The organism is Planococcus kocurii, from assembly GCF_001465835.2.
Lineage (GTDB): Bacteria > Bacillota > Bacilli > Bacillales_A > Planococcaceae > Planococcus > Planococcus kocurii.
In genome coordinates, this window is the sequence record NZ_CP013661.2 from 1823496 (window position 1) to 1848175 (window position 24680).

Below are 24680 nucleotides of genomic sequence, written 5' to 3' on the forward strand. Positions count from 1 at the left end.
CCCATCTGAATCTCCAAGAAAAAAGGCAATAATCCATCGCATGAGGAGTATTGCCTTTTTTCTATAATCAGCACAAAACATAACTTATTTCTCAGGAAACGGAGCAGTGGTGGGAAATGCAAGCAGATGCATCATTTCAACTCAGCTACCCAACCGCCAACTTGATAAGCAGAGTAAAAGTTAACAATGTTTTGAAAACCGGCCTCTTCGAGTAATTCTTGTATCCGTTCTTCGGAGATGAGAGGCATGTTAAGAATTCTTTGTACATCCTCGCTCTTTTCAGGATTTATCCCATGACTTCGAAAACGTTCTTTCCACGCAGTAAAATTTTTTTCGAATTCAATCGATTGCTTGTCCCCATATATGCTCACAAGAATAAAGGGATCCCCGTGTTCCAATCGATTAGCCACGCTCGTTAACAAATTGAGCTTTGCCTGGTCATCCGGTAGAAATTGAAGAACCAGAATACAGGTAGCCATGTCGAATTTGGGGGCGGTTGGCAATTCATGAAGAAACCCTTGATGCAAGGTAACGCGATTTTCGGTACCTGCTTGCTGAATTTTATACGAAGCAATTTTTAGCATTTGTTCGGATGGATCAACTCCGGTTAGAAACCAATTAGGGTGAGTTTGACTAAAGTAAAGCAGCTCGGCCCCTCCTCCGGCTCCAACGACCAGCAGATGTGGAGAAGGTTTTTTCGATAGGGAGAAAAAAGAGTCCGCCATCGAAAACAATTGGTCATAAGCAGGCACTGCTATACGAATAAAAGAATCATAATGTTGAGCAAAATCAGAATTAAAATCGGGCTGGCTGTTATTCATGATTACCCTCCTAAGATTTTAAATTTTGTTTAAGATATGCGAGAAAATTTATACATTTCCCTTGAAACGAAGCGGGGTACACTCTTATTCAGCCTAAGATTTTTTGTGAAATCATCCACCTTTCAAAAAAATTATACAAGGAGCGGAAATTCCATGTTCCAATTTGTCGGAGGAGGTAAAGGTTTTGGACTAGATGATGGAAGAAGGCAATAGCGGTTTTGGAACTAACGAGTGAGGTAAATGATGATAGGAACTAATTCAATAAAAGATAACAAATCCCTTTCAAATTAACCTATTTAAAACGGCTTGCAGAATTTTATTTTAGAATACCCTGGATTGATACAATGGGTTTAATGACGTAGGAAGCATTGAGGCGATTCTACTCAAAAGGAACTCGCCTTTAAACGTGCGTTAATTCAGAACTAAATAAATGATGTATAGCGGCACTAAAACAATCGCCATGTACTTTAGCAGATACAGCGAACTCGTAAATAGGCATTTGGCTTTCGCGATTAACGCTTCTTTCAAATCATTGACCATTTCGGACATTGTGTCTGCCCCCTTCAGTAAGTATGATTAGTATAAAGCAGAGACTACTTGAATGGTACTTTGCTGTTTTCTAATGTGGTATCGCGTAAGGGAGGTTTTGCATGAACCGTTTTATAGGCCTTGTCGCAAGCATGTTCTTGCTAATCACGGGATGTAGTCAGGAAGGGGAAAGCAATGTGGAGCAATACTCAGGTGGACTGATTCAAGCAGTCGAAGACAACGAGGTAAAAAAGGTGCAAGAAATTTTACAGGATCCGTCGTATCCACTAAATGAAACGAATACGAAAAAAGAAACGCCATTGTTAATTGCGACGCATAGCAATTACATTGAAATCGCGAAACTGTTAATTGATGCGGGAGCAGACATCAATCAACAAGATAATATTCAAGATAGTGCCTATCTATATGCAGGTGCACAAGGAAAAACAGAAATTTTAGCTTATATGATGGAGCATGCCGAGCCCAATCAAACAATTGTGAATCGCTATGGTGGCAATACATTAATACCGGCTGCTGAAAAAGGCCATTTAGACAATGTTAAGCTACTGTTAGAAGACGGTAGCGTAAATATCGATCATCAAAATAATTTTGGCTATACCGCATTGATTGAAGCAGTCGCTCTGACGGATGGTTCAGAAATCTATCAGCAAATTGTACAGGAATTGATCACATTTCATGCCAATAAAGAACTTCGGGACAACTCGGGTAAAACAGCACTCGATTACGCGAAAGAAAAAGGCTATACCGCAATGGTCGAACTGTTAGAAGACTGAGGCAGAGAAGGACATGAAAAATTTGATACCGAAAAGACGATTCCGTTCAAGAGGGAATCGTCTTTTTTAACGTTACTGAATTTAACTAGACGATTCGCTTGAACCCAAAATCGCGTGTTTTTTACAAGAGTGTAATCCATAAAAAACTTCTCTATGCCAAAAAATTGCACGATATCTTGAAATAAAATAATTATGTTGTAATATATATAGGCTGCTGATAATATTTAGATGTCAAATATTTAGATATCTAAGTATTTTGCAAGGAAATGATGCATTATTATGAAATTAGCAGGAGAAATTGGGATTACTATCGGTGGCGCTTCAGAGATTGGCAAAATCATTGCGCTTGCAATAGCAAAAGAAGGAGCACGATTTGCACTTGTCGGTATCAATGAAGAAAAAGTCAAGAAACTGTAGCCGAAATCAATCAGTACACTAAAGGCGCTCTATTCAGTAGAGATATATCTGCAAAAGAAAATGTGCAACAAATGGTGAGTGCTGCAAACACACAAATAATGTACGAAGCCATGATGAACACTATTCTACTTGGTCGCATTGGCGATTCGGAACAGCAGCCGTTTTCTTGGCCAGTAAAGATGTGGTTAGTAGTACCGGTTAAACATGGCTGGTTGATGGCAGTAGCATGAAACTACGTTAATTTTGAAGAGGAGGAAAAGGAATGGCTAGGGTAGAAAACAAAGTAGCATTAGTAACAGGTGGCGCTTCTGGAATTGGGCTTTCATCTGCAAGTTTATTAGCTAAAGAAGGCGCAAAAGTCGTCATTGCAGACTTTAATCTAGAAGGCGCGCAAGAAGCAGCAAAACAGATTAACGAACAAGGCGGTAATGCGCTAGGGATCTTCCTGGATGCAAGTAAAGAAAGTTCGATTCAAGAAGCTGTAGAGTATACGGTCGAACAGTACGGAAAAATCAATGTCTTGGTGAATAATGTTGGTGGAACCAACTTGAGAAAAGATATCGATGTGGTCAACTTGGATCTTGAAGAATGGGACCGCTTAATGGACTTGAATTTGAAGAGCGTGCTTCTAGGAAGCCGATTTGCGATTCCGCATATGATCAAAGATGGCGGCGGCGCAATTATTAATACCACGTCTATGGCAGGATTTGCAGGCGACTCTGTTCGTACAGCATACGGAGCATCAAAGGCGGGCGTCATTAACTTAACAAAATACATTGCCACTCAATACGGCAAGCAAAATATTCGGTGTAACGCAGTTGCGCCTGGACTGATTTTAACGCCAGCTGCTAAAAATAGTTTGTCTCCAGAACTGTTGGATACCTTTATGAGATACAACCAGTTACCTTACCACGGTGAGCCAGACGATATTGGAAATACGGTATTATTCCTAGCATCAGATGAATCGAAATTTATTACCGGTCAAACGATTAAAGTGGAAGGCGGACATTATTTAAGCAATCCGACCATTCCCGATTTTAAGGAGCAGATGAATGGTTAATACAACGGTCAAGCCAGAAGAAAAAGTAAAAGCAAGTAAAAGTAAAATTCATGCAGCTTGGTTGGTGCTGATTGGTCTTTGTATCATCGTCGCGTTTGGTAAAGGGGTAGTCAATAACTCGTCCGGTCTGTTCTTAACACCTGTTTCAAAAGAGTTGGGTATTGGTATTGGTGATTTAACCTTGTACATGAGTATATCTGCAGTTGTTACGATTATATTACTACCTGTTGCGGGTAAGTTAATGGCGAAATACGATATTCGTTTATTGTTGATTGTCGCGATTATTTTACAAGGTGGTTCGTTTGCGGCGTTCGGACTGATGAATTCAGTATGGGGCTGGTATATTTTGGCTGTTCCATTAGCGTTTGGTGCTATTTTTATTAACGTTATAGCAGGACCGGTTTTAATCAACCAATGGTTTAGAAAAAATAACGGATTGGCACTGGGCATTTTGACAGCAACTGGCGGGTTAATCGGTGCATTTGCACAGCCTGTTATTGGTTCATTAATCGTCAACCAAGGCTGGAGATACGGGTATATGGCAGTAGGGATTACAGCAATCATTGTCGTGATTCCCGTTACGCTCCTTCTTATTAAAAAATTATCTCAAAACAAAGGCTTGTATCCTTACGGCATGACGGACACGGAAATCGCCGACCAAGGATCTTCAAGTGAAACACAAAACGAAGGAATTGCGATGAGCGATGCGAAAAAATCGTCTTCGTTTTATGCATTGATGCTGTTTTTCTTCCTTATTACTTCCGTTGCGAGCTTTATGATGCACATTCCATCGTATATTGTCGATAAAGGCTTTACACAAGAATTTGCAGGAACCGCAATGGGTGTTTATATGTTAGGTGTGGTATTGGGTGCAATTATTATCGGAATGTTAAACGATAAAATTGGATCTCGAAACACGACCATTATGACGATGGGCTTAGGATTGATTTCGATTTCACTGTTATTGTTTGTGACTTCAAGCGCTACCGTTATTTTTGTTGCACTTGTGTTGTTTGCTTTTGTAACAAGTGGCATTGGAACGCTGACGCCATCATTGACACAAAGTTTGTTTGGTAATAAAGACTACAGCCAAATTTACTCTACTGCTTCACTAGGATTGGCGATTGCTGCAATCGTTGCCTTACCTGCTTACGGATACATCTTCCAATTTACAGGCAGCTACTCAGGTGGATTGTATACCATTCTTGTCATGTTAGTGCTCGCGATTGTAGCAGTTCTATACGCTTTCAAAGGAAAAGAAAAACTACTAGCAGCCGGTGCTTGGAAAAAATAAATAAGTGGAGAGGATATGGAATATTTTTTCCGGATAGGTCTTCTCTTTATGGTATGCTTGTTTCAAGTTGCGCCTAAAATATGTATAATAAGAGCCCCTAGCCAATAGGGGCTCTTATTTAGTAGAAAGCAGGGATTCATTAGCATGAGTGAACAAACTATTTTCGAAATTATACACAATATGGATAAAGTAACCGATAACTTAATTGTTCAGTGGAACAAATCATTTAATGAAGACTTGGGGGTTTCTCACATTTTGGTGCTCGCTCATTTGATGGTACACGGAAAAAGCTCTCCTTCGGATATTGCCAAAGAAGTAGGCTTAACTCCTCCAACGATTACCCATTTGGCAGAAAAGTTGATCAGTAAAAAGTTAGCCGTCCGAACAACGTCTGAATCCGATCGTCGAATGATTATTTTATCCATTACAGATAAAGGGGTAGAGATGGTCAAAAGAGCTAACAAAGAAGGTGTTACTTTGCGAAAAAAATTATTTGAAACCCTAACCACTGAAGAACGAGATCAGTTACTAAAAATTTACCGCAAATTAAGTAACTAAAGCGTTCCTGCAAGCAACGATACTTAAAAATGTAAAGGTGGCTCACTCTATGACAAGATTACCAATCATCATCGATACAGACCCAGGAATCGACGACGCAATGATGCTAACTTTAGCATTTGCTAATCGTGAAACACTGGACGTACGACTTGTTACCACGTGTTCAGGAAATATCTCTCAAGACAAGACAAATTACAACGCTCGTTCTTTTTTAAGTTATATCGGAGCCGACGTTGAAATTGCACGTGGATTGGAGCAGCCGATGTTCCGTGAACTCGAAGTAGCAGAAGACATTCACGGGGAAAGCGGCTTTGGCAATGTGCAGTTTCCAGCACCGACTTTACCAGTTAGTAAACGACCAGCTGTCACAGCCATGCTGGAAACGATTATGGCGAGTGATGAGAAAATCACCATTGTTGCAACAGGACCCCTAACCAATGTGGCGGCGTTATTGCTTGCGCACCCTGAAGTAAAACCAAAAATTGAGCGGATTTCCTGGATGGGTGGAGCGGCAGTAGGAGGTAATATGTCACCTACTGCGGAGTTTAATGCGTACGTCGATCCACACGCAGTAGAGATTGTGTTCCGTTCGGGTGTACCGGTTGTCATGAGTGGATTAGACGTCACTCATAAAGCGTTTGTCACAATCGACGAAGCAAAAAGCATTTTAAACATTGGTACGGAGTTTGCGGAGAAAGCTTATCATCTGGTGACGTATTATTTGGATGTCATCAAGAGAACCTCTTTCCATGAAGAAAATTACGATCAAGTGCTGCATTTCCATGATGTTTGCGCCGTTATGTATTTATTGAAACCGGAGTTTTTCGAAGGTCAGGACTGCTTTGTAGAAGTCGCTTTAGAAGGACTAGCAGCAGGTGCGACAGTCGTTGACTATACGAATCGTTCAGGGAAAACGCCAAATGTGCATGTTCTTCACAGCGTTAACCGCAAAGCATTCGTTGCAGAGTTTGTGAAGGCAGTAAAGGTTATTTCAGAACGACTTCAGTAGGTGTAGTTGACGTTATTTTTTAAGGTCATGTCTTTTTAGTTAAGGATCTGTCCCATACGCCGCTAAAATAAAGCAGACGGAGAAAAAGATGTTCTTTTTCTCCGTCTGTTTTTTGAATCGTGGGCGAGAATGTATAAAGGACTTGGCGATACGAGCTATTTTTAAAAGCTTGTGAGCCGGTGTCAGAATCCTGAACGCGGTGTGCATTTTTTTAGACAGTTAAGATAGATTGATTTTTAAATGAAAAAAGGGTATACCAATCATAAGAAAGTAGGGTGAAACGCAATGAACATTATCGTATTCGGTGCTACGGGTGGCGTAGGTCAATCGGTTGTCAAGCAAGCAGTAGAAAGTGGATTTGAGGTTACGGCATTTGTCCGAACACCAACGAAGTTACAAGTAACACACGAGAATTTAACTGTTGTCCAAGGAGATGCCTTTAACACAGCAGAAGTTTCAGCAGCCATTGCAGGGCATGATGCAGTTGTATCGTGCTTAGGCTCTAGTCAAGGAATGAAGCAGTCAACAGAACTTCAAGAGATGACAAAAAACATTGTCATAGGCATGGAGGACCACGGTGTGAAGCGCATTGTCTACACGGCATCTGCGGGTGTTCATAATGAACTCACAGGTGTCAGTGGAAAGCTAATCATGAAGATGCTGAAGAACCCGCTAATCGATCACCGAGCAGCTACAGATTTGATTCAAGAACACGGACTGACCTTTACCATTGTTCGACCGATGGGATTAACAAATGGCGCGTTTACAGGGCAGTACAAAGAAGCTACGACAGGTGTGCCGGATAAGTCGAAATCAATTCCTCGTGCGGATGTTGCGCATTTTATCGTCAAAGCCTTAAGCGATGCACAGTACGAAAACGCGTCGGTTGGAATTTCTAGTTAACGTGTTACGAACAAAAAGGGGGAGTAAAGATGATTACCGAAAAGGATTTAACGTATTTGCGACGTTGTGTAGAGTTGGCGGAAACCGCCCTTGAAAAAGGAGATGAGCCGTATGGGTCTATTCTTGTTTCGGTGGAGGGAGCCGTTCTTTTTGAAGACCATAACCACGTAGCAGGCGGCGATCATACCCAGCATCCGGAGTTTGCGATTGCACGCTGGGCCGCGAATCACTTGTCGCCGGAAGAACGGAGCACAGCGACGGTTTATACGTCAGGCGAACATTGTCCGATGTGTGCAGCAGCTCACGGATTGGTAGGTTTAGGAAGAATCGTCTATGCAAGCTCGTCACAGCAATCAGCTGAGTGGTTGAGTGAAATGGGTGCGACCGCTTCATCGCGTGTTCGAAGGTTAGCTATTGAAGAAGTTATTAAAGACACAGTTGTCGACGGTCCTGCTTCTGAACTGACAGAGCAGATGCGTGGACTTCATCAGAGAGCATTTGAAATGAAACGTTAAAACAAATAGTTGAGGTTAATGTAGGCATTTCTTTTTCACTTTTTGTTACTGTCTAATCATTGTTATAATAAGGGAGTATCAAAAGCGAACCTATCGCTTTGATGCTCTTTTGTCATGACATGGAGTTTATTAGTTAGGGAGTTGGAAATAGCAATGAATAAAAAAGAGATAGCCGATATCCGCAAACGATTTAAGTTAGATACAGATTTACTGAAAATTGGTGAAATTTATAATGTCTACATCCAACAAGAAAGCAGTGAAATCTATCACGAAGAGAGCCGCTCATTTTCTTTGTTAGACCGGGAACAACAAGAATTGTTTCTGGCCAATTTCAAAAAAGTTTTAGGCGGAAAGCTTGATGAAAAGCTGTTTGAAGTTAAATTTCAACCGCAAGAAGAAGGACAAGTAGATCATACACAACGACTCTTATATGAAGGACTTCAAGCAGACGAAGTTAGTGACTGGAAAACAAACATGCAGCGTATCGCCTTAAAAATGGTTGAAGACCACCCGTACGAAAAGGATATGGTCGTTACGTTTATTCGTGGCAACTATTTTAAGACGACCAAACGCAAGACGGACGAATCGGACATGGATTTCCGAGATGAAATGTACACCACTTCATTTATTCTTAGTAGCATGAACCAAACGGAACTGCCGAAAAGCTCCTTAGTGTTTGACTTTGCGGAGAAAGAATTTAAGTCCAATGTGCTAATGGATCCTGTTATTAAGCTATCTGCACCAATCGGGGGGTTCTTGTTCCCAAGTTTTACAGATAATGCGGCAGACATTAACCGTATTTTGTATGCTGCTGGTAAAACAAACAAACCGGATTATCAATTTATCGAAAATGTTCTAAATGGCGATGAAATTCTCACAGCTGAAGAAGAAAAGACCGTGTTTGAAGAAATTGTGAAAGCGGTCATTGGTGACGAAGTCAATTCGAGAACGCTTGCGGGTTTATATGATGAAATCAATCAAATGCTAGTCATCAAAGCAGAAAGTGATGACGAAGATGAGCAACCGCCTACTTTGGATGTCACAGAAGTTACGCGTGTACTAAAAGCAAGCGGTGTAAAAGATGTGAGCACGGAAAAGGTAGAAAGAGCGTTCCAAAGCGTAGTGGAAGACAAAACCTATGAAATGAAAGCAAGTCATATCGTGCCAAGTTATGCATCCAAATCCATCAAAATTAGCACCAAAGTAGCGGATATCGCCATCAGCCCTCAAGACTTACGTTACGTCAAACAAGTTAATTACGATGGCAAACGCTGTATCTTGATCGAGGTAGAAGAAGATACGATGATTGAGGGCTTTAAACTGATTTCGGAAGAGTTGTTGGAGTAAAAAAGTGCATGACTAACATGAACGAAATGCAAGTTAACAAAAGCAAAGATATCTACTTTTGTTAAATTTGGAATTTTTGATTTAATTTAAGGAGGCTATGAAACATTGGTTCTCTTGTTAGACGCTTATTACTGTTCAGTTTCCTTCTAGTTTAGTATAATTCTAATGTAAGAATTAATCTTCACTCAATCAATACACGTACGACTAGTTTTCATTATTCAATAGGAGGTTTTAAAAGATGGAAAACAATGAAGAAAAGCGCCACACTGCAGCAGGAGAAGGTCAATGCCCAGTAACAGGTGGCCATAAAGATAGTGCAATCACGACTTCAAACAAGCCAGGAAAAACACAAAACAAAGACTGGTGGCCAAACATGCTGAATGTCAACATTCTCCATCAGCATGACACTAAAACAAATCCTCTAGGAGAGGCATTTGATTACAAAGCAGAATTCGAGAAATTGGATTATGAGGCATTAAAGCAAGATTTGCACAAAGTCATGACAGATAGCCAAGACTGGTGGCCAGCGGATTATGGTCATTACGGCGGGTTATTCATCCGTATGTCATGGCACGATGCAGGTACTTACCGAACTGCAGACGGTCGCGGAGGCGGTTCTACTGGAAACCAACGTTTTGCGCCATTAAATAGCTGGCCAGATAACGTAAACTTGGACAAAGCACGTCGTTTGTTATGGCCAATCAAGCAAAAATACGGCAGCAAAATTTCTTGGGCCGATTTATTGCTATTGACGGGTAACGTAGCACTTGAGTCGATGGGCTTTAAAACCTTTGGATTTGGAGCAGGACGTGAAGACATTTGGGCACCAGAAGAAGATGTTTATTGGGGTAACGAAAAAGAGTGGTTAGAAGATAATCGTTATTCAGGTGAACGCGATTTGGAAAACCCTCTCGCTGCGGTACAGATGGGCTTAATTTATGTAAACCCAGAGGGACCAAACGGCAAACCGGATCCTCTTGCTAGTGCTGTTGATATTCGTGAAACCTTTGCACGTATGGGAATGAACGATGAAGAAACAGTTGCGCTAATCGCAGGTGGCCATACGTTTGGTAAAGCACACGGAGCGGGAGACCCTGCTGAAGTAGGAGACGATCCAGAAGCAGCCGTAATGGAAAATATGGGAATTGGCTGGAAGAGCACGCACGGTTCTGGTAAAGGCCGTGATACAATTTCAAGTGGTATTGAAGGCGCTTGGACGGCTAACCCAACAAAATGGGACAATGGCTATTACGAGCAATTGTTTGAATACGAATGGGAGTTAACAAAATCTCCTGCTGGCGCGTACCAGTGGACAGCAAAAGATTTGTCAGAACACCAAATGGCACCTGACGCAGAAGATGCTTCTATTAAAGTGAAAACAATGATGACAACAGCAGATATGGCACTTCGCATGGATCCGGCATACGAAAAAATTTCTCGTCGCTATTATGAGAACATGGATGAGTTTGCAGATGCATTTGCGCGTGCTTGGTTCAAACTTCTTCATCGTGACATGGGACCTACAGCACGTTATTGGGGACCAGAAGTTCCAGAAGAAGTATTGATTTGGCAAGATCCAGTACCAGCAGCAACACATACATTAACGACTGAAGAGTTGGATGAGCTAAAAGAGAAAATCTTGGCGAGTGAGTTAACTTCGCAACAGCTCGTTAAAACAGCTTGGGCTTCTGCTAGCACATACCGAAATTCAGATAAACGTGGCGGTGCCAACGGAGCACGTATTCGCTTTGCTCCACAACGCGACTGGGCAGCAAATGAGCCAGCAGAATTAGCTAAAGTGCTCGCTGTTTACGAAAACCTTAAAGCTTCGACTGGCAATAAAGTAAGCATGGCTGATTTGATTGTACTTGGAGGAAATGTAGCCCTTGAACAAGCTGTCAAAGCAGCTGGGTTCGATTTAGCTGTTCCATTTACGCAAGGTCGTGGAGATGCTCTTGAAGAACAAACAGATGCAGAAAGCTTTGATGTGTTAGAGCCAGTTTCAGATGGTTTCAGAAACTACCAGAAGAAAGAATACACAGTAAGCCCGGAAGAAATGTTGCTTGATAAAGCACAACTACTTGGCTTAACAGCGCCAGAAATGACCGCATTAATTGGCGGTATGCGTGCATTAGATGCAAATTATCAAGGCGCAAAAGAAGGAACTTTTGCTACTAATAGCGGCGCGTTAACAAATGATTTCTTCGTTAAGCTATTGGATATGAACATCGACTGGACGCCAGTAGAATTCAATAAATACGAAGGTAAAAACAATGCAACTGGTGAAGTAGTCGGTACAGCTACACGTTTTGACTTAGTATTTGGTTCAAACTCAATTCTGCGTGCTATTTCAGAAGTATATGCACAAGATGATAGCAAAGAGAAATTCGCTCGTGATTTCATCAAAGCTTGGAACAAAGTGATGAATGCCGATCGTTTTGATCTACAAAACTAAGTAAAGAAAATCCCAATCAGCAGCGAATGCTGCTGATTGGGATTTTTTGTGCATTAATGCGGATAAATCATAATTTTTTCACCGTTTTCATCTACTTCTTCCGTAAAACCAAACCCTAGTTTTTGATAAAGTCGAATGGCTACTTTGTTTTGTTCAAAGACACTTAAATAGATAGGTTTTTTAGGATAGAGTTCAGTTAAATAGTCAACAAGTACGCAGAAAAAATAACGTCCCAGTCCTTGTTGTTGAAAACGCTCGTCAACTAAAAAACGATCCAACCAAATCTGCTCATCAAATTTTCCGTACATCGAAAATCCGATAATTTTATTCTCTTTGTATAAAGCCAAAGGGACGTAACGTGTGTCTTGTTCAGCCTCTAGTAAACACTGACTGACCGATTCGATAAATCCTCGTTGTTGCGCTGCCACTTTTAAATTTAAAACTTCTTGTTTGTTCGAGTCTGTAATCGCTCGAATTCCAGTAAACATCATGTCAAAACCTTTCTTTCTTGTGTATAGATAAAATTTAAGGTATATAGTAACTAGGTAGTCAAGAAAGGAGCCTCCATGTGACTGAAAAATATTTGACAACAGGAGATTTTTCAAAATTATGTAAAGTTAATAAGCAAACAATTATTTACTATGACCAAATCGGCTTGTTAACACCAGCTTATCGCAATCAAAAAGGTTACCGCTTTTATTCGTTTCGGCAGCTGGAGGTGTTCAATGTCATTTATCTACTAAAAGAACTCGGGATGTCATTAGAAGAAATTAAAAGCTATATGGAACAGAAGTCACCTGAATTGTTTCACTCTTTGATGATTGAGCAAAAAGAAAAAGTGCGGACGAAAAAAAGAATGTTGGATCATTTGGAAATGATGATGGATGTAAAAATCAACTTGCTAGAAGAGGCTGAAGAAATAGACTTCCATCAAGTTAGCTTTCTCTACTTGTCCGAAAGTTTTTTGTATCTGAGTCCAAATATAACCGATATAAACGACGACGATTTTGCAAAGGTAGTCACGCAATTCATCAATACATTAAATGAACAGAATTTAGATACAGGCTTTCAAATTGGTGGAATGACTTTGCACGAACAAGTAGTAAAAGGCGAGTATACGAATTATAGTTATCTCTACATGAAGCAGCTAGAGCAAAGAAAAAGTCAGCCATTTTTTAAAATCGCAGCAGGAATGTATGCAGTTGGCTATCATTTAGGAAAAGAAGACACGATCCATGTCACATATGAACGGCTATTTTCAGAAATTCGCAGGAATCACTATGAAATTGGCGATTATATCATGGAAGAGTATATATACGATGGGTTAGTAAAAAGTGGCGAGGATCATTACATTACGAAGATTCTTGTTCAGTTAAAATGAAAAATTAAAGCTCAAGTTATGAAGTTAACTCCTCTAACAGATGCAGAGGAGTTAAATTCAAATTCAGTGTGAGGTTGTTTAGTTATCAATACGCTCCTGAAGAATAAGTGATTTCGTAGCTGTGACTGTAAATCTCAAATATGATGCCAAACGGATCTTCTACATAACACATTCTGTAAGGCTTATCATCTGGATAGTATTCTCTAATTGGCATCCGTTGTTTGCCACCATGTTCAACTATTTTTTGAACCAATCCTTCTACGTCTGGATCTTGAACGCAAAAATGGAAGACGCCTGACTTCCAGTACTCAAAATTATTTTCGGGTTTTTCGCTATTCGGAAATTCGAAGATTTCGATTCCAGTCCCGTCAGAAGTTGCCATGTGTGCGATGCGGAACGTTCCCCATCCGGCGCCGAACACATCGATACACATTTGCCCGATGGGTGTGTCACTTTCTTCTTTTACTTCTGCCGGCTCCATAATTACATACCAGCCCATAACTTCTTTATAGAATGTGACGGCTCTGTCTAAATCTGTGACCGATAATCCGATGTGTGAAAATGCTCTTGGGTAGGCCATATTGATCGCTCCTATCTGTTTTTTATATAGTATGACGATTGATCTTTATTATCCTGGACATCTTCATCATACAAAAGAGTTTTTAGAATAACAATACGGCACATTTAAGTGGTATAGTTACGAAAATGTGACTACCGAGAGGATAAGGAGAGATGTAATGGGAGTTAAAAATAGCTATATCTGCTCTTTAGGGCTGACAATTGATTTGATCGGTGGAAAGTGGAAATTGATGATTCTTTGGTACTTAATCAATGGGAGTAAAAGATTTGGCGAGCTAAAAAAAGCATTCCGACAATTAGCCAAAAAGTACTTACGGAGCAACTGAAAGAGCTTGAAAGTAGCCGTATCATTTCTAGAAAAGTGTATCCGACCGTACCAGCTACAGTAGAGTATTCTATGACTGATTACGGAGAAAGTCTTATTCCACTAATTCATGATTTGTGTGACTGGACAAAACAATATGCGGGTGAAAATGATATCGAAATAAGTGGAGACTAAACAGATAAATAAACTAAGAAAGGAAAGCGGTCATTTGGCTGCTTTCTTTTTTTAGTTGCTTGTGTCGCAAATCAACTTCTAAAAGTAGAAGAGATGTTAATAAATAAAGAATTTTTTCTAAAAACAACGAAAAAAGTATAAATAGTTTAAAAAGTTGTATTATTCGCTTAATTAAACACTCGAGTTTTTCTCTATAATGAATAATTAACTTGATAGTAGAACTTTATAAAGAGGGAGTGGCACCATGATTGATTTGCTTTTAATAAATGGCACGCTAATCACAATGAATAAAGAACGAAGTATTATTTACGGTGGAGCCGTAGCGGTTCATCATGGAAAAATTTTGGATGTTGGGCTTACTGCAGTGTTGGAAGTAAAATACGAAGCTAAACAACTGATCGATTGCAAGCACCACTGCATTTTACCTGGATTGATTGATGTTCATGGTCATGGAGGTCATTCGATGTTTAAAACAATCGCCATGGACAACCTGGAACAGTGGATGCCCATTATGACCAATACATACAATCATTATGTGACAGATGATTTTTGGTATTACGAAGGAAAGGTATCCGCATTAGAACGATTAAAAGCTGGCATTACGACCGGTGTCTCCGTGATCGGTTCGACACCAAGAGCAGATGACCCTATTTTTGCATTAAATCATGCAAAGGCCTATAACGAAGTCGGAATTCGCAATGTCGTCTGTACGGGGCCTGCCAACCCTAAGTGGCCGAAACTATACAGCCGCTGGAAAAACGGCAAAAGAATTACAAAAGAAGTTGATTATCAAGATGTACTAAAAGGAACAGAAGCGGTTGTTGAAGCGTTGAACCATGCCAATGACGACCGGACAAGAGCTTTCGTTACCCCTTTTGTCATTGTGACATCGATAGAAGGTTCTGGTCCTACACCGCCGTCTAGGTTGCATCAGTTAACTGACCATGACCGCTACCAAGCACGTAAAATTAGAGAAATTGCCAACAAGTACAAAACGAGAATCCATTCGGATGCATTTGGTGGAATGATTCACATGGCAATTCAAGACAAGGATTATGCTTTATTAGGACCAGACGTTCATTTGCAACATTGTCGAGGGATTTCTTTTGATGAAGTGAAAATTCTAGCAGATACCGGAACCAACGTCAGTACGAGTGCGAGCATCACTCAGATGACAGCAAGAACACCGATTGTAGAGCTCATCGAACTTGGAGCGACAGTTGCCATTTCTACAGATGGCACTTCACCTTCAACTAGTTTTGATCTGTTTCAAGCGATGCGAAAAACGCAATTGATTCATCAAGCGGCTATGATGGATGAGCATTATTTACCTCCTGGCAAGCTTTTGGAGATGGTCACCATTGATGCAGCTAAATGTATAGGGTGGGACGACGAGCTTGGATCGACTGAAATTGGGAAAAAAGCAGATATTATCACGGTAAATATGAAACAAGCACATTTAACTCCTGAAACTATGCATATTCACCGCTTAGTTTACCAAGCAGTTGGAAACGATGTGAATCATGTCATCGTGGATGGAAAAGTGTTAATGACTGACCGGAAAGTAACGACTGTTGAAGAAAACCAAATCATTGAAGAAGCGAATGCGGAAGCTTTGGAAACAATTGAGCGTGCAGGCTTGGAAAAATACATGACCCCAACCAAATATTTCTGGGGGTCAACGCGCGCTTATGTTGACGAAAAACGATTTGATGAAGCAGACTATGTGTTTGCTATTACAGAGGAGGAACTTACATGAAGACAAAATTAAAAGGGCAATATGTTATCGGCTATAACGGTGAGGATCACGTCATACTAAAAGATGCGGAAGTTGTTTATGAAGGAACGTCCATTATTTATGTAGGAAAAGAATACACCGAGTCTGTAGATGAAACCATCGATTGTGGAAACGCCGTGATAAGCCCAGGATTTATTGATTTAAATGCACTTGGCGATATCGACCACGATATTATTCACGTAGAAGCAGATAATGAAAAATCAAAAAATCTTTTATGGTCTGAAAAATACATGAAGAATGGTCCACAGGAAGTCATGACAGAAGAGGAAGAAGCGTTTAAATCTCTTTATGCCTATAGCCAATTAATCTTAAACGGCATTACAACAGCTATGCCGATTACGTCCGTCTTTTATAAAAAATGGGCAGAGACTTATGAAGAATTAGCATCAGCTGCGCATTATGCAGGAAATTTAGGGTTAAGAATATACTTGGGACCGAGCTACCAATCGGGTATGCGCGTCGTACAACCAGATGGCACCATTCAGTTAATGTGGGACGAAGAAAGTGGCAAAGAAGGTCTTGATCGAGCAGTTAAGTTTATCGAAGAATTTGACGGCAGCTATGACGATTTAGTGAGAGGCATGCTTGCACCAGAGCGAATTGAATGCCAGACAGAAGAAAGTTTGAAACAGACAAAAGCTTATAGCGAGTCATTAGGAGTTCCGATTAAACTTCACGCTGCACAAGGAAGTTTTGAATACCACACCATCGTTGAAAAGCACGGCGTCACACCAATTCAATACCTCAAAAATGTAGGGTTTTTAGGACCGAAAACAGGCATTCCACATGCTAATTTTATAGCAGGATATAGTGAAGCGGAAACTGGCCAAGGTGATGATATCAACATATTAACTGAAACCGGCACAACGGTGATTCACTGTCCGGTCATTATGGGAAGGCGTGGTAGCGGGCTAGAATCCTTTGCCAAATACAAACGTTCAGGCGTAAACGTAGCTATCGGGACAGATACTTTTCCTCCGGATATCTTCCAAAACATTCGAGCAGGCAGTATGATTTCCCGTATGCACGAAAAGGATGTCGAAAGTTCATCCTTTGCTGATTTTTTCAGAGCGGCAACTCTAGGTGGCGCAAAATTTTTAGGTAGAGAAGACCTTGGTAGGTTAGCTGTAGGAGCAAAAGCGGACATCATTGTCGTCGATTTAGAAGGATATCATATGGGGATAAGTGACGATCCTATTCGAACAATGATTATGAGCGGATCAGGGAGAGATATTAAACTGTCTATTATAAATGGAAAAATAGTTATGAAAGATAGACAAATTCCTCAAATTGATTTGAAAGAACTGCAGTCAAAAGCTCAGCGCTATTTCGAAAAAATGAAAAGGGGTTATTTACAAAGAGATTACCAACAGTTAGGAGAAGAAAAGCTGTTTCCCTCTTCCTTTTCTGTTGTTGACTCAGTTGAAAAAAATTTAAGTAAAGATTGTGTAAAAATCAGTAAAGATACTGAAACTTAATTGTCAGAATATTTTTTATAATGAACTAACAAAATCGAAACACGAGGGGGAAATAATTTGAACAAGGTCCAATGGATAAGAAACGGGATAGCTTCAGCATTACTTGTGATGGCTCTGGCAGGCTGCTCTACCGGAGAAAAAGCCGCATCAACAGAAAATGGCGAAGTAAAAGCTGCCGGTTCTGAAGATACGTTAATTATCGCAAGACTTTCAGATGCTGAAAGTTTGGATCAGCAATTTATGTCAACTATCAATGCAGCGAGTGTCACTCATGGAAAAATTTATGAAGGCTTAGTTGGTCGCGATCGAAACGCAGAACTGCAACCATTGTTAGCAGAGAGCTGGGAACAGCTTGACGATAAAACATGGGAATTCAAGCTTCGTCAAGATGTTAAATTCCATGACGGAACGGACTTTACAGCAGAAGCTGTAAAAGCAACATTTGATCGATTATTGGATCCAGAAGTGGGTTCTCCTCGAGCAGGAGTATTGTCGATGGTAGAAGAAGTAAAAATCATTGATGATTATACGGTTCAGTTTTTATTGTCGGAGCCTTACTCTCCACTTCTTTCAATTTTAGCAAGTCATGAAGGTGGCATCATCAGCCCGAAGGCAATTGAAGAGTTTGGCGGAGAAGATATTCAAGAACCAAGTGGCACAGGACCATTTGTCTTTGAATCATGGACACCTGGACAAGTGATTATCTTAAATCGAAACGAAGACTATTGGGGCACACTAGCCAAAGTAGGAAGAGTCGAATTTAAAGTTGTACCAGAAGAAACGACGCGTACAGCAATGGTTGAAACAGGAGAAGCTCATATTGCTGAACCTTTGTCTATCGCCCAGTTTGATGGGGTCAATGCTTCTCAAAATTCCAAAGTTTATCAAAGTGAAGGGTTTGGAACGGAATACATTACGTTTAACGTTGAAAAAGAACCTTTTAATGACGTTAGAGTAAGAAAAGCAGTTTCACACGCGATCGAAATGGATGCAATCCGAAAAGGCGTTTACAATAATGTCGGTGGGGAAGCAAATTCATTATTAGGACCTAAAGTGTTTGGTTATCACGAAGGACTAGAAACTTATGAATACAATCTTTCTGAAGCCAAAAGATTACTGGCTGAAGCCGGTTATGCTGATGGCCTCGAAATTAAGTTGTCGACAATGGACAATAAAGAAAGAATTAGTTTAGCGGAAGTAGTTCAATCACAACTAAAGGGAATTGGTATTAAAGTAACAATTGAAGTGATGGAATACGGAACTTTTGTTGAATCGACTCATTCTGGCGACACGGAAATGTTTATCATTAGCTGGAGAAATGCCACAGGAGATGCAGATTATAACCAGTATAATTTGATGCATTCAAGCTCAATAGGGGCTAGTGGCAATACATCATTTTATAGTAATTCTGAAGTGGATGGATTGATTGAAGAAGCACGAAAAGAAGCAGATTCTGAAAAACGGATTGAACTATACGCAAAAGCACAAGAAATTGAAATGGAAGAAGCAGTGTACATTCCCATACGCGTAATCGAGAATGTCGCAGCAATGTCCAAAGATGTTAGCGGTTTTGAAATTAGTCCATCTGGGTATTTGGAAATCAATAACGTATCGATAAAGTAATAAGTAATGAGGGATATCCAAAAGGATACCCCTTTTTTCTTATAGGGTAGTAAACAATCTAGTTGGAAAGATAAAAGTTCATATCAACTTATATAGGAGGCTCCACATGTACATATTGAAGAACGTCTTACTCGAAACAGGGTATGTGAAAGAAAATGGGCAAGTAAGGGCTACTGAGACAAAGTTATTTCATTTGAAAATTGCAGAAGGCCAAATTGCTGAAATAATCGACTCAGAACAAGCACTTCCAAAAGACGTGAAAACGATGGATGGTAAAGGACTGCTCGTGTTACCTGCTTTTAAAGAAAAACACGTTCACCTTGATAAAACCTATATGGGAGAACCATGGCGCGCCTGTCTACCTGCTTCTTCTGTCATTGAAAGAAGCACTATAGAAAAAAACATTCTTGCATCGATTGAAACGAACACAGTAGATAGAGCGAAAAATTTACTAGACGTGTTACTGTCACACGGTTCGACAGCCGTTAGGACGCATGTCGATATTTATCCAGAAGTTGGACTGGAGAATTTAAGTGGGGTTCAGACTGCATTAGCTGATTATGAGCAGAAAGTCGATTCGGAAATTGTCGCTTTTGCTCAGCACGGCTTACTTTATGGCAATACAGTTGGGTTAATGAGAGAAGCTGTGCGTAACGGTGCGGGATTAGTGGGATCAGTCGACCCGGCAACAGTTGATTTGAATATCGAAGCGTCTCTCGTTCAATTAATGGATATCGCAGTTGAGGGAAACGTCGGAATTGATTTGCATCTGCATGACCCAGGTCATTTAGGGACGTTTACTATGAAGCGCTTGGCTGCCTTAACGATAGAAGCGGGCTGGCAAGGAAGAGTAGCAATCAGCCACGCCTTCGGACTCGGTGATGTAACCCCTTTAGAAGCAAGAGCAGTAGCAGAGTCTTTAAAAGAAGCAGGAGTATCGATTATTTCGAGTGTACCTATTGGAAGGAACATCCCGCCAGTTAGTTTACTAGCCGAAGTTGGAGTGACTGTTTCACTTGGAAACGATAATATTTATGACTCATGGTGGCCTACAGGAAACGGAGATGTCTTAGAAAGACTCGGAAGGTTGGTAGAAATCAATCGTTGGACAGACGAGTTATCGCTGTCTCAGGCGTTGCGTTTCATAACCGATGGCATTACCCCTCTGACAGCGAACGGGGAGCAGGTGTGGCCAGTAGAAGGTGACGTGGCTAGCTTTGTCTTAGTGGGTGCTAAATGTGCTGCAGAGACTGTAGCAAGACGAGCACAACGCACAGCTGTTTTTCATAAAGGATCACTCGTAGCGGGACAATTAAATTAAAAGAAAAAAGAGAGAATAGCTGCCATTCTCTCTTTTTTACTGAATTTTTTTAAGGTTAAAAGTTGTTTGGATAGAATAGAACGTGATGTATAAGCAAGCGGAGACAACAATTCCAAGAAGTGAGGAAATCGTATAAAACACTTCTAGTGCAGCAACTCTACTACCGAGTAGACTGAGTCCACCGGTGAGTAAAGTTGCTAGTAATGCGGGAACTTGAAAAGAAGCGAGCGGTTGCTTTCCTGGGAGTCCATATACCGCATCTAGATTGATCATTTTTTTCGCTATAAAGTAATAGTGCGTCAGCATGACCCCAATAACAGGGCTTAACAATGCTCCTACCATATTAAGAAACATGAAGATGCTCGTCGGGTTCTCCATCAGCTTCCAAGGCAATAATAGAATGCCTAAAGTTGCTACGACAAGCGCGCTCTTTTTGAAATTTAATTTGGTTGGAAAAAGCGCGGTTAATTGATTGGCAGCGGGAATCACATTTCCGACAATGTTCACCGACAAAGTCGCAAGAGCTAATGTCGTCAGCGAAAGAATGACAGCGAAGACATTATCGAATTTATCGACCACTTCAAGCACATTCCAGACCGGGACACCAAAAGCAATTTCAGAACCAATAATAATGGAGATACTAGCGAAAGCAAACAATAGATAAGTGGCTAAAATACCGATGAATTGTCCACCTGCCTGTGCCCGTTTAGAGCTTGAATAGCGCGTAATATCGGAAACACTTAAAATCGGCGCAACCCACGTAGCAACGATAGCAGAAACACAAGAAACCAATAGAAATAAATTCACATTGCCACCAGCAGAGGGTTCGAAAGTCAAAATCATCTCTACGCCACCAGCTAATTGGATCGACCAGATGGACATGCCACCAAAAACGACAAAGACAAGAACTGTCACACTTTTGGTCAGCCTACCGAGTGTAGTAACATCAGCAAAAACAAATAGTAAATTAATAAGCCAAAACAACAAAAAAGACAGCAGACTAGATAAACTCAAACCGAAAAAAAGAAAATTGCCACCGAGTGTCAAATACTCTGGGAAAAATGTGCCAATAAAAATGGAAACTGCAATGCTGCCAGCATAGGTTTGCAAGCCGAACCACATAATCCCTGCGATAATCCCTCTGAAAACCCCTGGCAGAATAGCCCCTTTTCTGCCGTAGCTAGCGCGTAAAAGAATTGAAAACGGAACGCCATATTTATTTCCTGCATGACCATTAAGAACGAGTAATCCCGCTACAAGCAGAGCCGCACAGCAAATTACCACAAAAACCTGACCAGTAGAAAGTCCTAATGCAAAAAAACCACCAATCGTAACGTAAGACGGGATGTTATGAACAGAACCCATCCAAACCGAAAAATAATTACTAAAATTCCACGTGCGACTTTCGACAGCAGTCGGAAGTAAATCACTGTTAATTGAAGAGCGTGGACTAGTCTCTTGATTAGTTTGCATCATAAGGTTGCTCCTCCGAATTTAAACTCGCGGGGGAATGTTGTTGAATGGATTTTTTTATAAGGAACAGGCCACAAAGAATTCCCGAAAGTAAAAAACTGATCCATACTGATTCAAAATAAGTTGTAAACGGAGAAGAGATAAACCCACCGACGATTCCAACAAAGGAAGAAAGAACCGGAGGAAGTGTTTCGTTATCTTTGTTGAAAACGATATAGAGAATGGCAAAAATCATAGAGCTATAAATATTGCCAAAGAAAAACAATAATTGAGTAGGATAAGGTGTTAAGAAAAGTGCGGCCAGAAAGAGGACCCCAATCAGTACGATAGAGAAGCTATTTTTATACTTGAATTGCTGTTTGGTCGACAATGGTTTAAATTCTGCCACAACATTGCGGATAAACAGAGAATTCAATGATTGCAGTTCTGAACTTGCAGCAGACATGACAGCAGCAAAGCAAAAAAGGACGAAAATAAAAATTAAAACAGTAGAATTTAAAATGCTAATCAGTTCGAAAATAAGAGAATAAGGATTGTCAAAAGAACGACCAGAAATGGCTAGCAAAAAAAGTGAAGTAATCGCAATGGGAATTGTTAACCAAATCATCCCAGTAAGGACAAAAGCCATTTTAACTTTTTCTTTCTTTATGATAAATACTCGTTGCCATGTAGCTCGATCCGTTATCATCTGTCCGAAAAAAACCAGTAACCCGGTTGAAATAAACCATAACGATTCGTTATTCTTTGTAAATAATAAGTAGGGGTGATAAAGGCGAATGCCTTCAAAAATCGTCGTAACCCCTTCGTGCATATACAAGTAGACAGGAATGAGAATAATCGTTCCAAAAATCAAGATGACACTTATTCCTGCCAATTGGTGGATTCGGTAGAGGCCACCTATTCCGCCAATCAAAAACAGCAGCAACAAAAAAACAGTCATTCCGATGAAAAGAGGGAAAGGAAAAAGGATGTATAGCAGCAAGCCGGCACCCATGGTTTGAATAAACAGTGCATAGAATCCCATCACAAATAGCAGAATCATCATATACCAGTAGCCGAACGGATTCAGCTTTTGTTTGAGCACATCACCAATGGTCATTTGGCCTGTGAAAGTATAGCTGATTTTCCGAGCAACAAAGCCAAAGAGAACCAAAGCAAGACCACCCATAAATGCATAGCCAATTCCACCTATTAAACCGTATCGAATGAGTGTTTGAGGAGAAGAGAGAATGGTATTTCCGGTAATCCATCTAGCCAGTATGCTAACGACTCCAAAGGCAATTCCCAGCTGAACAGCTCCTTGAATATAAAAATCAAACCCTTTTTTCTTCAATGCCCAGTCTCCTTTAGTCGAAAGTCTCTGGGTGATAATCCAGTTTCTTTTCGGAACATTTGGCTAAAGTAATGCTGGCTATTAAATCCACATTTTTCGGAAACTTCTCCGATGCTGGCTTCTGGTCGATCAATTAACATTTTTTTAGCCATCATTAAGCGGTAATTATTTACGTATTCAGAAAAACCAACGCCCACTTCTTCTTGAAATTTCCGGCTTAAGTAAGCAGGATTGATGTGGATTTTGGTTGCCAAAAAATGCAGTGTCATTTTTTCTTCGTAATTTTGATGAATTAATTTGATTGATTGTTGGATTTGATGCGAGTAATGGGTGAGTCGTGAGTAATTATTTAATACTTTTACTAAATCTTCTTCGATTACGGGCTTTGTAATGTAATCGACAACTCCTAGTCGCAGTGCGGTATGAGCATATTCAAAGCTTTGATAAGCTGTTACCATGACGATATCTGCATCGGAAACAGCTTGCATTTCTTTGGCCAATTCAAGTCCGGTTTTGCCGGGTAATTGAATATCCAAAAATGCTAAAAAAATATCGGAGTGATTGACTATTTTCATTGCTTGAGAAGCATCTTGAGCTTTGTATATATCCCACATCGGAAAATTTTTGTTGATCAAATACTCCATTTGTTCTAGTTCGAGTGGTTCGTCATCGACAAGCAGGATGTTCATCAGTAGCTTCACTCCTTTAAATCTAATTGATAAACGAGCGGAAATAGTACTTGTACAGTTGTCCAATCTTCTGAATGTGTTATATCAACAGATGTTTCATCATCTGGAAACAACAAATTCAATCTTTTGGAAATATTAGCAAGTCCAGTTCCAGCATCGGCTGAACTTTGCTGTTCTTCGTTTGGCAGACTGTTAGCAACAAGAATGCAAAGCATAGATTCTTGCTTTGAGATGACTATGTGAAGTTCAGCTTTTCCGGCTTTTTTCTCGAAAGAATGCTTAAAGGCATTTTCAACGAGTGTTTGAATTAAAAAGGGTAAGGTAATCGCTTTTTGAACAACTGGCTCACTATCAATTTGATAATCAAGCCGTTCTCGAAAGCGAATTTTTTGGATATCTAAATAAGAAACGACGTACGATAATTCGTCTTCAATCGTAATAAATGTCGTGTTTGTTTTGTATTTATGCTTTAAAAGCTTGGAGAATGTCTCGATTGAATAAATCAATTCTTCTTTTCGTTCAAGTCGAGCCAAACTCAAAATAGAATTCATCGTATTGAAAAAGAAATGAGGCTGTATTTCTTGATTTAGCTGATTGTAGAGAGCTTTTTGTAATTCACTCTCTAATACAATTTCATTTTTTTCTTTTTCAATCAAATCAATCCGTTTTTCAAAGACAAACAAAAATAATAATGTGAAGGCACCGATGAGCGGAGCCAGTACACACATCATAATATAAAAAGAAAAAGCTTCGATCGTCAGCATCGCATGCACTGCTCCTTGCTTAACTGAATGTGAGGAAGAAT

General features: G+C 40.2%; 24 protein-coding genes and 1 pseudogene. 17 read left to right on the plus strand and 8 right to left on the minus strand.

What is annotated here, in order from left to right:
• Positions 1 to 131 precede the first annotated feature (131 nt).
• The gene (locus AUO94_RS09040; RefSeq protein ID WP_058383899.1) at positions 132 to 821 is read right to left on the minus strand and encodes a class I SAM-dependent methyltransferase; all 690 of its coding nucleotides are present in this window, start codon (positions 819 to 821) and stop codon (positions 132 to 134) included.
• 411 nt (positions 822 to 1232) lie between these two features.
• The gene (locus AUO94_RS17395) at positions 1233 to 1370 is read right to left on the minus strand and encodes a hypothetical protein (RefSeq protein WP_169793172.1); all 138 of its coding nucleotides are present in this window, start codon (positions 1368 to 1370) and stop codon (positions 1233 to 1235) included.
• A gap of 101 nt (positions 1371 to 1471) precedes the next feature.
• On the opposite strand from AUO94_RS17395, the gene AUO94_RS09045 reads away from it, so the two are divergent.
• From AUO94_RS09045 to katG, 11 genes are all read left to right on the plus strand, one after another.
• On the plus strand, positions 1472 to 2143 hold the full coding sequence (locus tag AUO94_RS09045; protein ID WP_058383900.1) for an ankyrin repeat domain-containing protein: 672 nt from the start codon (positions 1472 to 1474) through the stop codon (positions 2141 to 2143).
• A gap of 279 nt (positions 2144 to 2422) precedes the next feature.
• Complete coding sequence (locus AUO94_RS17260) at positions 2423 to 2560, plus strand: hypothetical protein (protein ID WP_156423940.1); 138 nt, start codon at positions 2423 to 2425, stop codon at positions 2558 to 2560.
• 62 nt (positions 2561 to 2622) lie between these two features.
• Complete coding sequence (locus AUO94_RS17535) at positions 2623 to 2790, plus strand: hypothetical protein (RefSeq protein WP_218916858.1); 168 nt, start codon at positions 2623 to 2625, stop codon at positions 2788 to 2790.
• A gap of 32 nt (positions 2791 to 2822) precedes the next feature.
• Positions 2823 to 3620 carry an SDR family NAD(P)-dependent oxidoreductase gene (locus AUO94_RS09050; RefSeq protein WP_058383901.1) on the plus strand — a complete coding sequence of 266 codons (798 nt, stop codon included), beginning with the start codon at positions 2823 to 2825 and terminating at the stop codon, positions 3618 to 3620.
• Entirely contained in the window at positions 3613 to 4914 is a 1302-nt protein-coding gene (locus AUO94_RS09055; RefSeq protein ID WP_058383902.1) for an MFS transporter, read from the plus strand. Before AUO94_RS09050 ends, AUO94_RS09055 begins: the two co-directional genes overlap by 8 nt.
• Before the next feature lie 144 nt (positions 4915 to 5058).
• Positions 5059 to 5472, plus strand: coding sequence for a MarR family winged helix-turn-helix transcriptional regulator (locus tag AUO94_RS09060; RefSeq protein WP_058383903.1), 414 nt, complete (start codon positions 5059 to 5061; stop codon positions 5470 to 5472).
• A gap of 49 nt (positions 5473 to 5521) precedes the next feature.
• Positions 5522 to 6481, plus strand: coding sequence for a nucleoside hydrolase (locus tag AUO94_RS09065; RefSeq protein ID WP_058383904.1), 960 nt, complete (start codon positions 5522 to 5524; stop codon positions 6479 to 6481).
• Positions 6482 to 6766: 285 nt separating this feature from the next.
• Positions 6767 to 7384 (plus strand): NAD(P)-dependent oxidoreductase, encoded by a 618-nt coding sequence (locus AUO94_RS09070; protein WP_058383905.1) that lies wholly within the window; start codon positions 6767 to 6769, stop codon positions 7382 to 7384.
• A gap of 29 nt (positions 7385 to 7413) precedes the next feature.
• Positions 7414 to 7899: a nucleoside deaminase gene (locus tag AUO94_RS09075; protein ID WP_058383906.1), complete on the plus strand. Its 486-nt coding sequence runs from the start codon at positions 7414 to 7416 to the stop codon at positions 7897 to 7899.
• Positions 7900 to 8052: 153 nt separating this feature from the next.
• A complete protein-coding gene (locus AUO94_RS09080; protein ID WP_058383907.1) occupies positions 8053 to 9246 on the plus strand; it encodes a DUF4317 domain-containing protein in 1194 nt (397 codons plus the stop codon).
• Positions 9247 to 9484: 238 nt separating this feature from the next.
• Positions 9485 to 11701, plus strand: a complete 2217-nt coding sequence (gene katG, locus AUO94_RS09085; protein ID WP_058383908.1) for a catalase/peroxidase HPI — start codon at positions 9485 to 9487, stop codon at positions 11699 to 11701.
• 53 nt (positions 11702 to 11754) lie between these two features.
• Here katG and AUO94_RS09090 read toward each other — a convergent pair whose 3' ends face one another.
• Positions 11755 to 12189, minus strand: coding sequence for a GNAT family N-acetyltransferase (locus tag AUO94_RS09090; RefSeq protein WP_058386811.1), 435 nt, complete (start codon positions 12187 to 12189; stop codon positions 11755 to 11757).
• 80 nt (positions 12190 to 12269) lie between these two features.
• Between AUO94_RS09090 and AUO94_RS09095 the strand changes: the two genes are divergently transcribed.
• Positions 12270 to 13082: a MerR family transcriptional regulator gene (locus AUO94_RS09095; protein WP_058383909.1), complete on the plus strand. Its 813-nt coding sequence runs from the start codon at positions 12270 to 12272 to the stop codon at positions 13080 to 13082.
• 85 nt (positions 13083 to 13167) lie between these two features.
• Here the strand turns inward: AUO94_RS09095 and AUO94_RS09100 are convergent, their stop codons facing one another.
• A complete protein-coding gene (locus AUO94_RS09100) occupies positions 13168 to 13662 on the minus strand; it encodes a lactoylglutathione lyase family protein (RefSeq protein WP_058383910.1) in 495 nt (164 codons plus the stop codon).
• Positions 13663 to 13819: 157 nt separating this feature from the next.
• Between AUO94_RS09100 and AUO94_RS09105 the strand changes: the two are divergent.
• From AUO94_RS09105 to AUO94_RS09125, 5 genes and pseudogenes are all read left to right on the plus strand, one after another.
• Positions 13820 to 14160: pseudogene (locus AUO94_RS09105) on the plus strand (winged helix-turn-helix transcriptional regulator).
• Positions 14161 to 14404: 244 nt separating this feature from the next.
• Entirely contained in the window at positions 14405 to 15919 is a 1515-nt protein-coding gene (locus AUO94_RS09110; protein ID WP_058383911.1) for an amidohydrolase family protein, read from the plus strand.
• Positions 15916 to 17436, plus strand: coding sequence for an amidohydrolase family protein (locus tag AUO94_RS09115; RefSeq protein ID WP_058383912.1), 1521 nt, complete (start codon positions 15916 to 15918; stop codon positions 17434 to 17436). Before AUO94_RS09110 ends, AUO94_RS09115 begins: the two co-directional genes overlap by 4 nt.
• Positions 17437 to 17544: 108 nt before the next feature.
• Positions 17545 to 19059 carry a glutathione ABC transporter substrate-binding protein gene (locus AUO94_RS09120; protein WP_058386812.1) on the plus strand — a complete coding sequence of 505 codons (1515 nt, stop codon included), beginning with the start codon at positions 17545 to 17547 and terminating at the stop codon, positions 19057 to 19059.
• 106 nt (positions 19060 to 19165) lie between these two features.
• The gene (locus AUO94_RS09125; RefSeq protein WP_058383913.1) at positions 19166 to 20380 is read left to right on the plus strand and encodes an amidohydrolase; all 1215 of its coding nucleotides are present in this window, start codon (positions 19166 to 19168) and stop codon (positions 20378 to 20380) included.
• 36 nt (positions 20381 to 20416) lie between these two features.
• On the opposite strand, the gene AUO94_RS09130 is transcribed toward AUO94_RS09125, so the two are convergent.
• From AUO94_RS09130 to AUO94_RS09145, 4 genes are read right to left on the minus strand one after another with little or no spacing between them, the layout of a single operon-like run.
• Entirely contained in the window at positions 20417 to 21856 is a 1440-nt protein-coding gene (locus AUO94_RS09130) for a cytosine permease (protein ID WP_058383914.1), read from the minus strand.
• Positions 21843 to 23186, minus strand: a complete 1344-nt coding sequence (locus tag AUO94_RS09135) for a sodium:solute symporter family transporter (protein WP_058383915.1) — start codon at positions 23184 to 23186, stop codon at positions 21843 to 21845. Before AUO94_RS09135 ends, AUO94_RS09130 begins: the two co-directional genes overlap by 14 nt.
• Positions 23183 to 23875 carry a response regulator gene (locus tag AUO94_RS09140; RefSeq protein ID WP_058383916.1) on the minus strand — a complete coding sequence of 231 codons (693 nt, stop codon included), beginning with the start codon at positions 23873 to 23875 and terminating at the stop codon, positions 23183 to 23185. The genes AUO94_RS09135 and AUO94_RS09140 overlap by 4 nt, the downstream gene beginning before the upstream one ends.
• 8 nt (positions 23876 to 23883) lie before the next feature.
• Positions 23884 to 24639 (minus strand): sensor histidine kinase, encoded by a 756-nt coding sequence (locus tag AUO94_RS09145; RefSeq protein WP_058383917.1) that lies wholly within the window; start codon positions 24637 to 24639, stop codon positions 23884 to 23886.
• Positions 24640 to 24680: the final 41 nt, after the last annotated feature.

Bases quoted from the DNA above. Each gene is read 5' to 3' on its own strand.
- AUO94_RS09130 (WP_058383914.1), bottom strand. From the start codon at position 21,856: ATGATGCAAACTAATCAAGAGACTAGTCCACGCTCTTCAATTAACAGT.
- AUO94_RS09055 (WP_058383902.1), top strand. From the start codon at position 3,613: ATGGTTAATACAACGGTCAAGCCAGAAGAAAAAGTAAAAGCAAGTAAA.
- AUO94_RS09140 (WP_058383916.1), bottom strand. From the start codon at position 23,875: ATGAACATCCTGCTTGTCGATGACGAACCACTCGAACTAGAACAAATG.
- AUO94_RS09125 (WP_058383913.1), top strand. From the start codon at position 19,166: ATGTACATATTGAAGAACGTCTTACTCGAAACAGGGTATGTGAAAGAA.
- AUO94_RS09045 (WP_058383900.1), top strand. From the start codon at position 1,472: ATGAACCGTTTTATAGGCCTTGTCGCAAGCATGTTCTTGCTAATCACG.
- katG (WP_058383908.1), top strand. From the start codon at position 9,485: ATGGAAAACAATGAAGAAAAGCGCCACACTGCAGCAGGAGAAGGTCAA.
- AUO94_RS09090 (WP_058386811.1), bottom strand. From the start codon at position 12,189: ATGTTTACTGGAATTCGAGCGATTACAGACTCGAACAAACAAGAAGTT.
- AUO94_RS09060 (WP_058383903.1), top strand. From the start codon at position 5,059: ATGAGTGAACAAACTATTTTCGAAATTATACACAATATGGATAAAGTA.
- AUO94_RS09110 (WP_058383911.1), top strand. From the start codon at position 14,405: ATGATTGATTTGCTTTTAATAAATGGCACGCTAATCACAATGAATAAA.
- AUO94_RS09050 (WP_058383901.1), top strand. From the start codon at position 2,823: ATGGCTAGGGTAGAAAACAAAGTAGCATTAGTAACAGGTGGCGCTTCT.
- AUO94_RS09145 (WP_058383917.1), bottom strand. From the start codon at position 24,639: ATGCTGACGATCGAAGCTTTTTCTTTTTATATTATGATGTGTGTACTG.
- AUO94_RS09115 (WP_058383912.1), top strand. From the start codon at position 15,916: ATGAAGACAAAATTAAAAGGGCAATATGTTATCGGCTATAACGGTGAG.
- AUO94_RS17395 (WP_169793172.1), bottom strand. From the start codon at position 1,370: ATGTCCGAAATGGTCAATGATTTGAAAGAAGCGTTAATCGCGAAAGCC.
- AUO94_RS09120 (WP_058386812.1), top strand. From the start codon at position 17,545: ATGGCTCTGGCAGGCTGCTCTACCGGAGAAAAAGCCGCATCAACAGAA.
- AUO94_RS17260 (WP_156423940.1), top strand. From the start codon at position 2,423: ATGAAATTAGCAGGAGAAATTGGGATTACTATCGGTGGCGCTTCAGAG.
- AUO94_RS09075 (WP_058383906.1), top strand. From the start codon at position 7,414: ATGATTACCGAAAAGGATTTAACGTATTTGCGACGTTGTGTAGAGTTG.
- AUO94_RS09040 (WP_058383899.1), bottom strand. From the start codon at position 821: ATGAATAACAGCCAGCCCGATTTTAATTCTGATTTTGCTCAACATTAT.
- AUO94_RS09080 (WP_058383907.1), top strand. From the start codon at position 8,053: ATGAATAAAAAAGAGATAGCCGATATCCGCAAACGATTTAAGTTAGAT.
- AUO94_RS09065 (WP_058383904.1), top strand. From the start codon at position 5,522: ATGACAAGATTACCAATCATCATCGATACAGACCCAGGAATCGACGAC.
- AUO94_RS09070 (WP_058383905.1), top strand. From the start codon at position 6,767: ATGAACATTATCGTATTCGGTGCTACGGGTGGCGTAGGTCAATCGGTT.
- AUO94_RS09100 (WP_058383910.1), bottom strand. From the start codon at position 13,662: ATGGCCTACCCAAGAGCATTTTCACACATCGGATTATCGGTCACAGAT.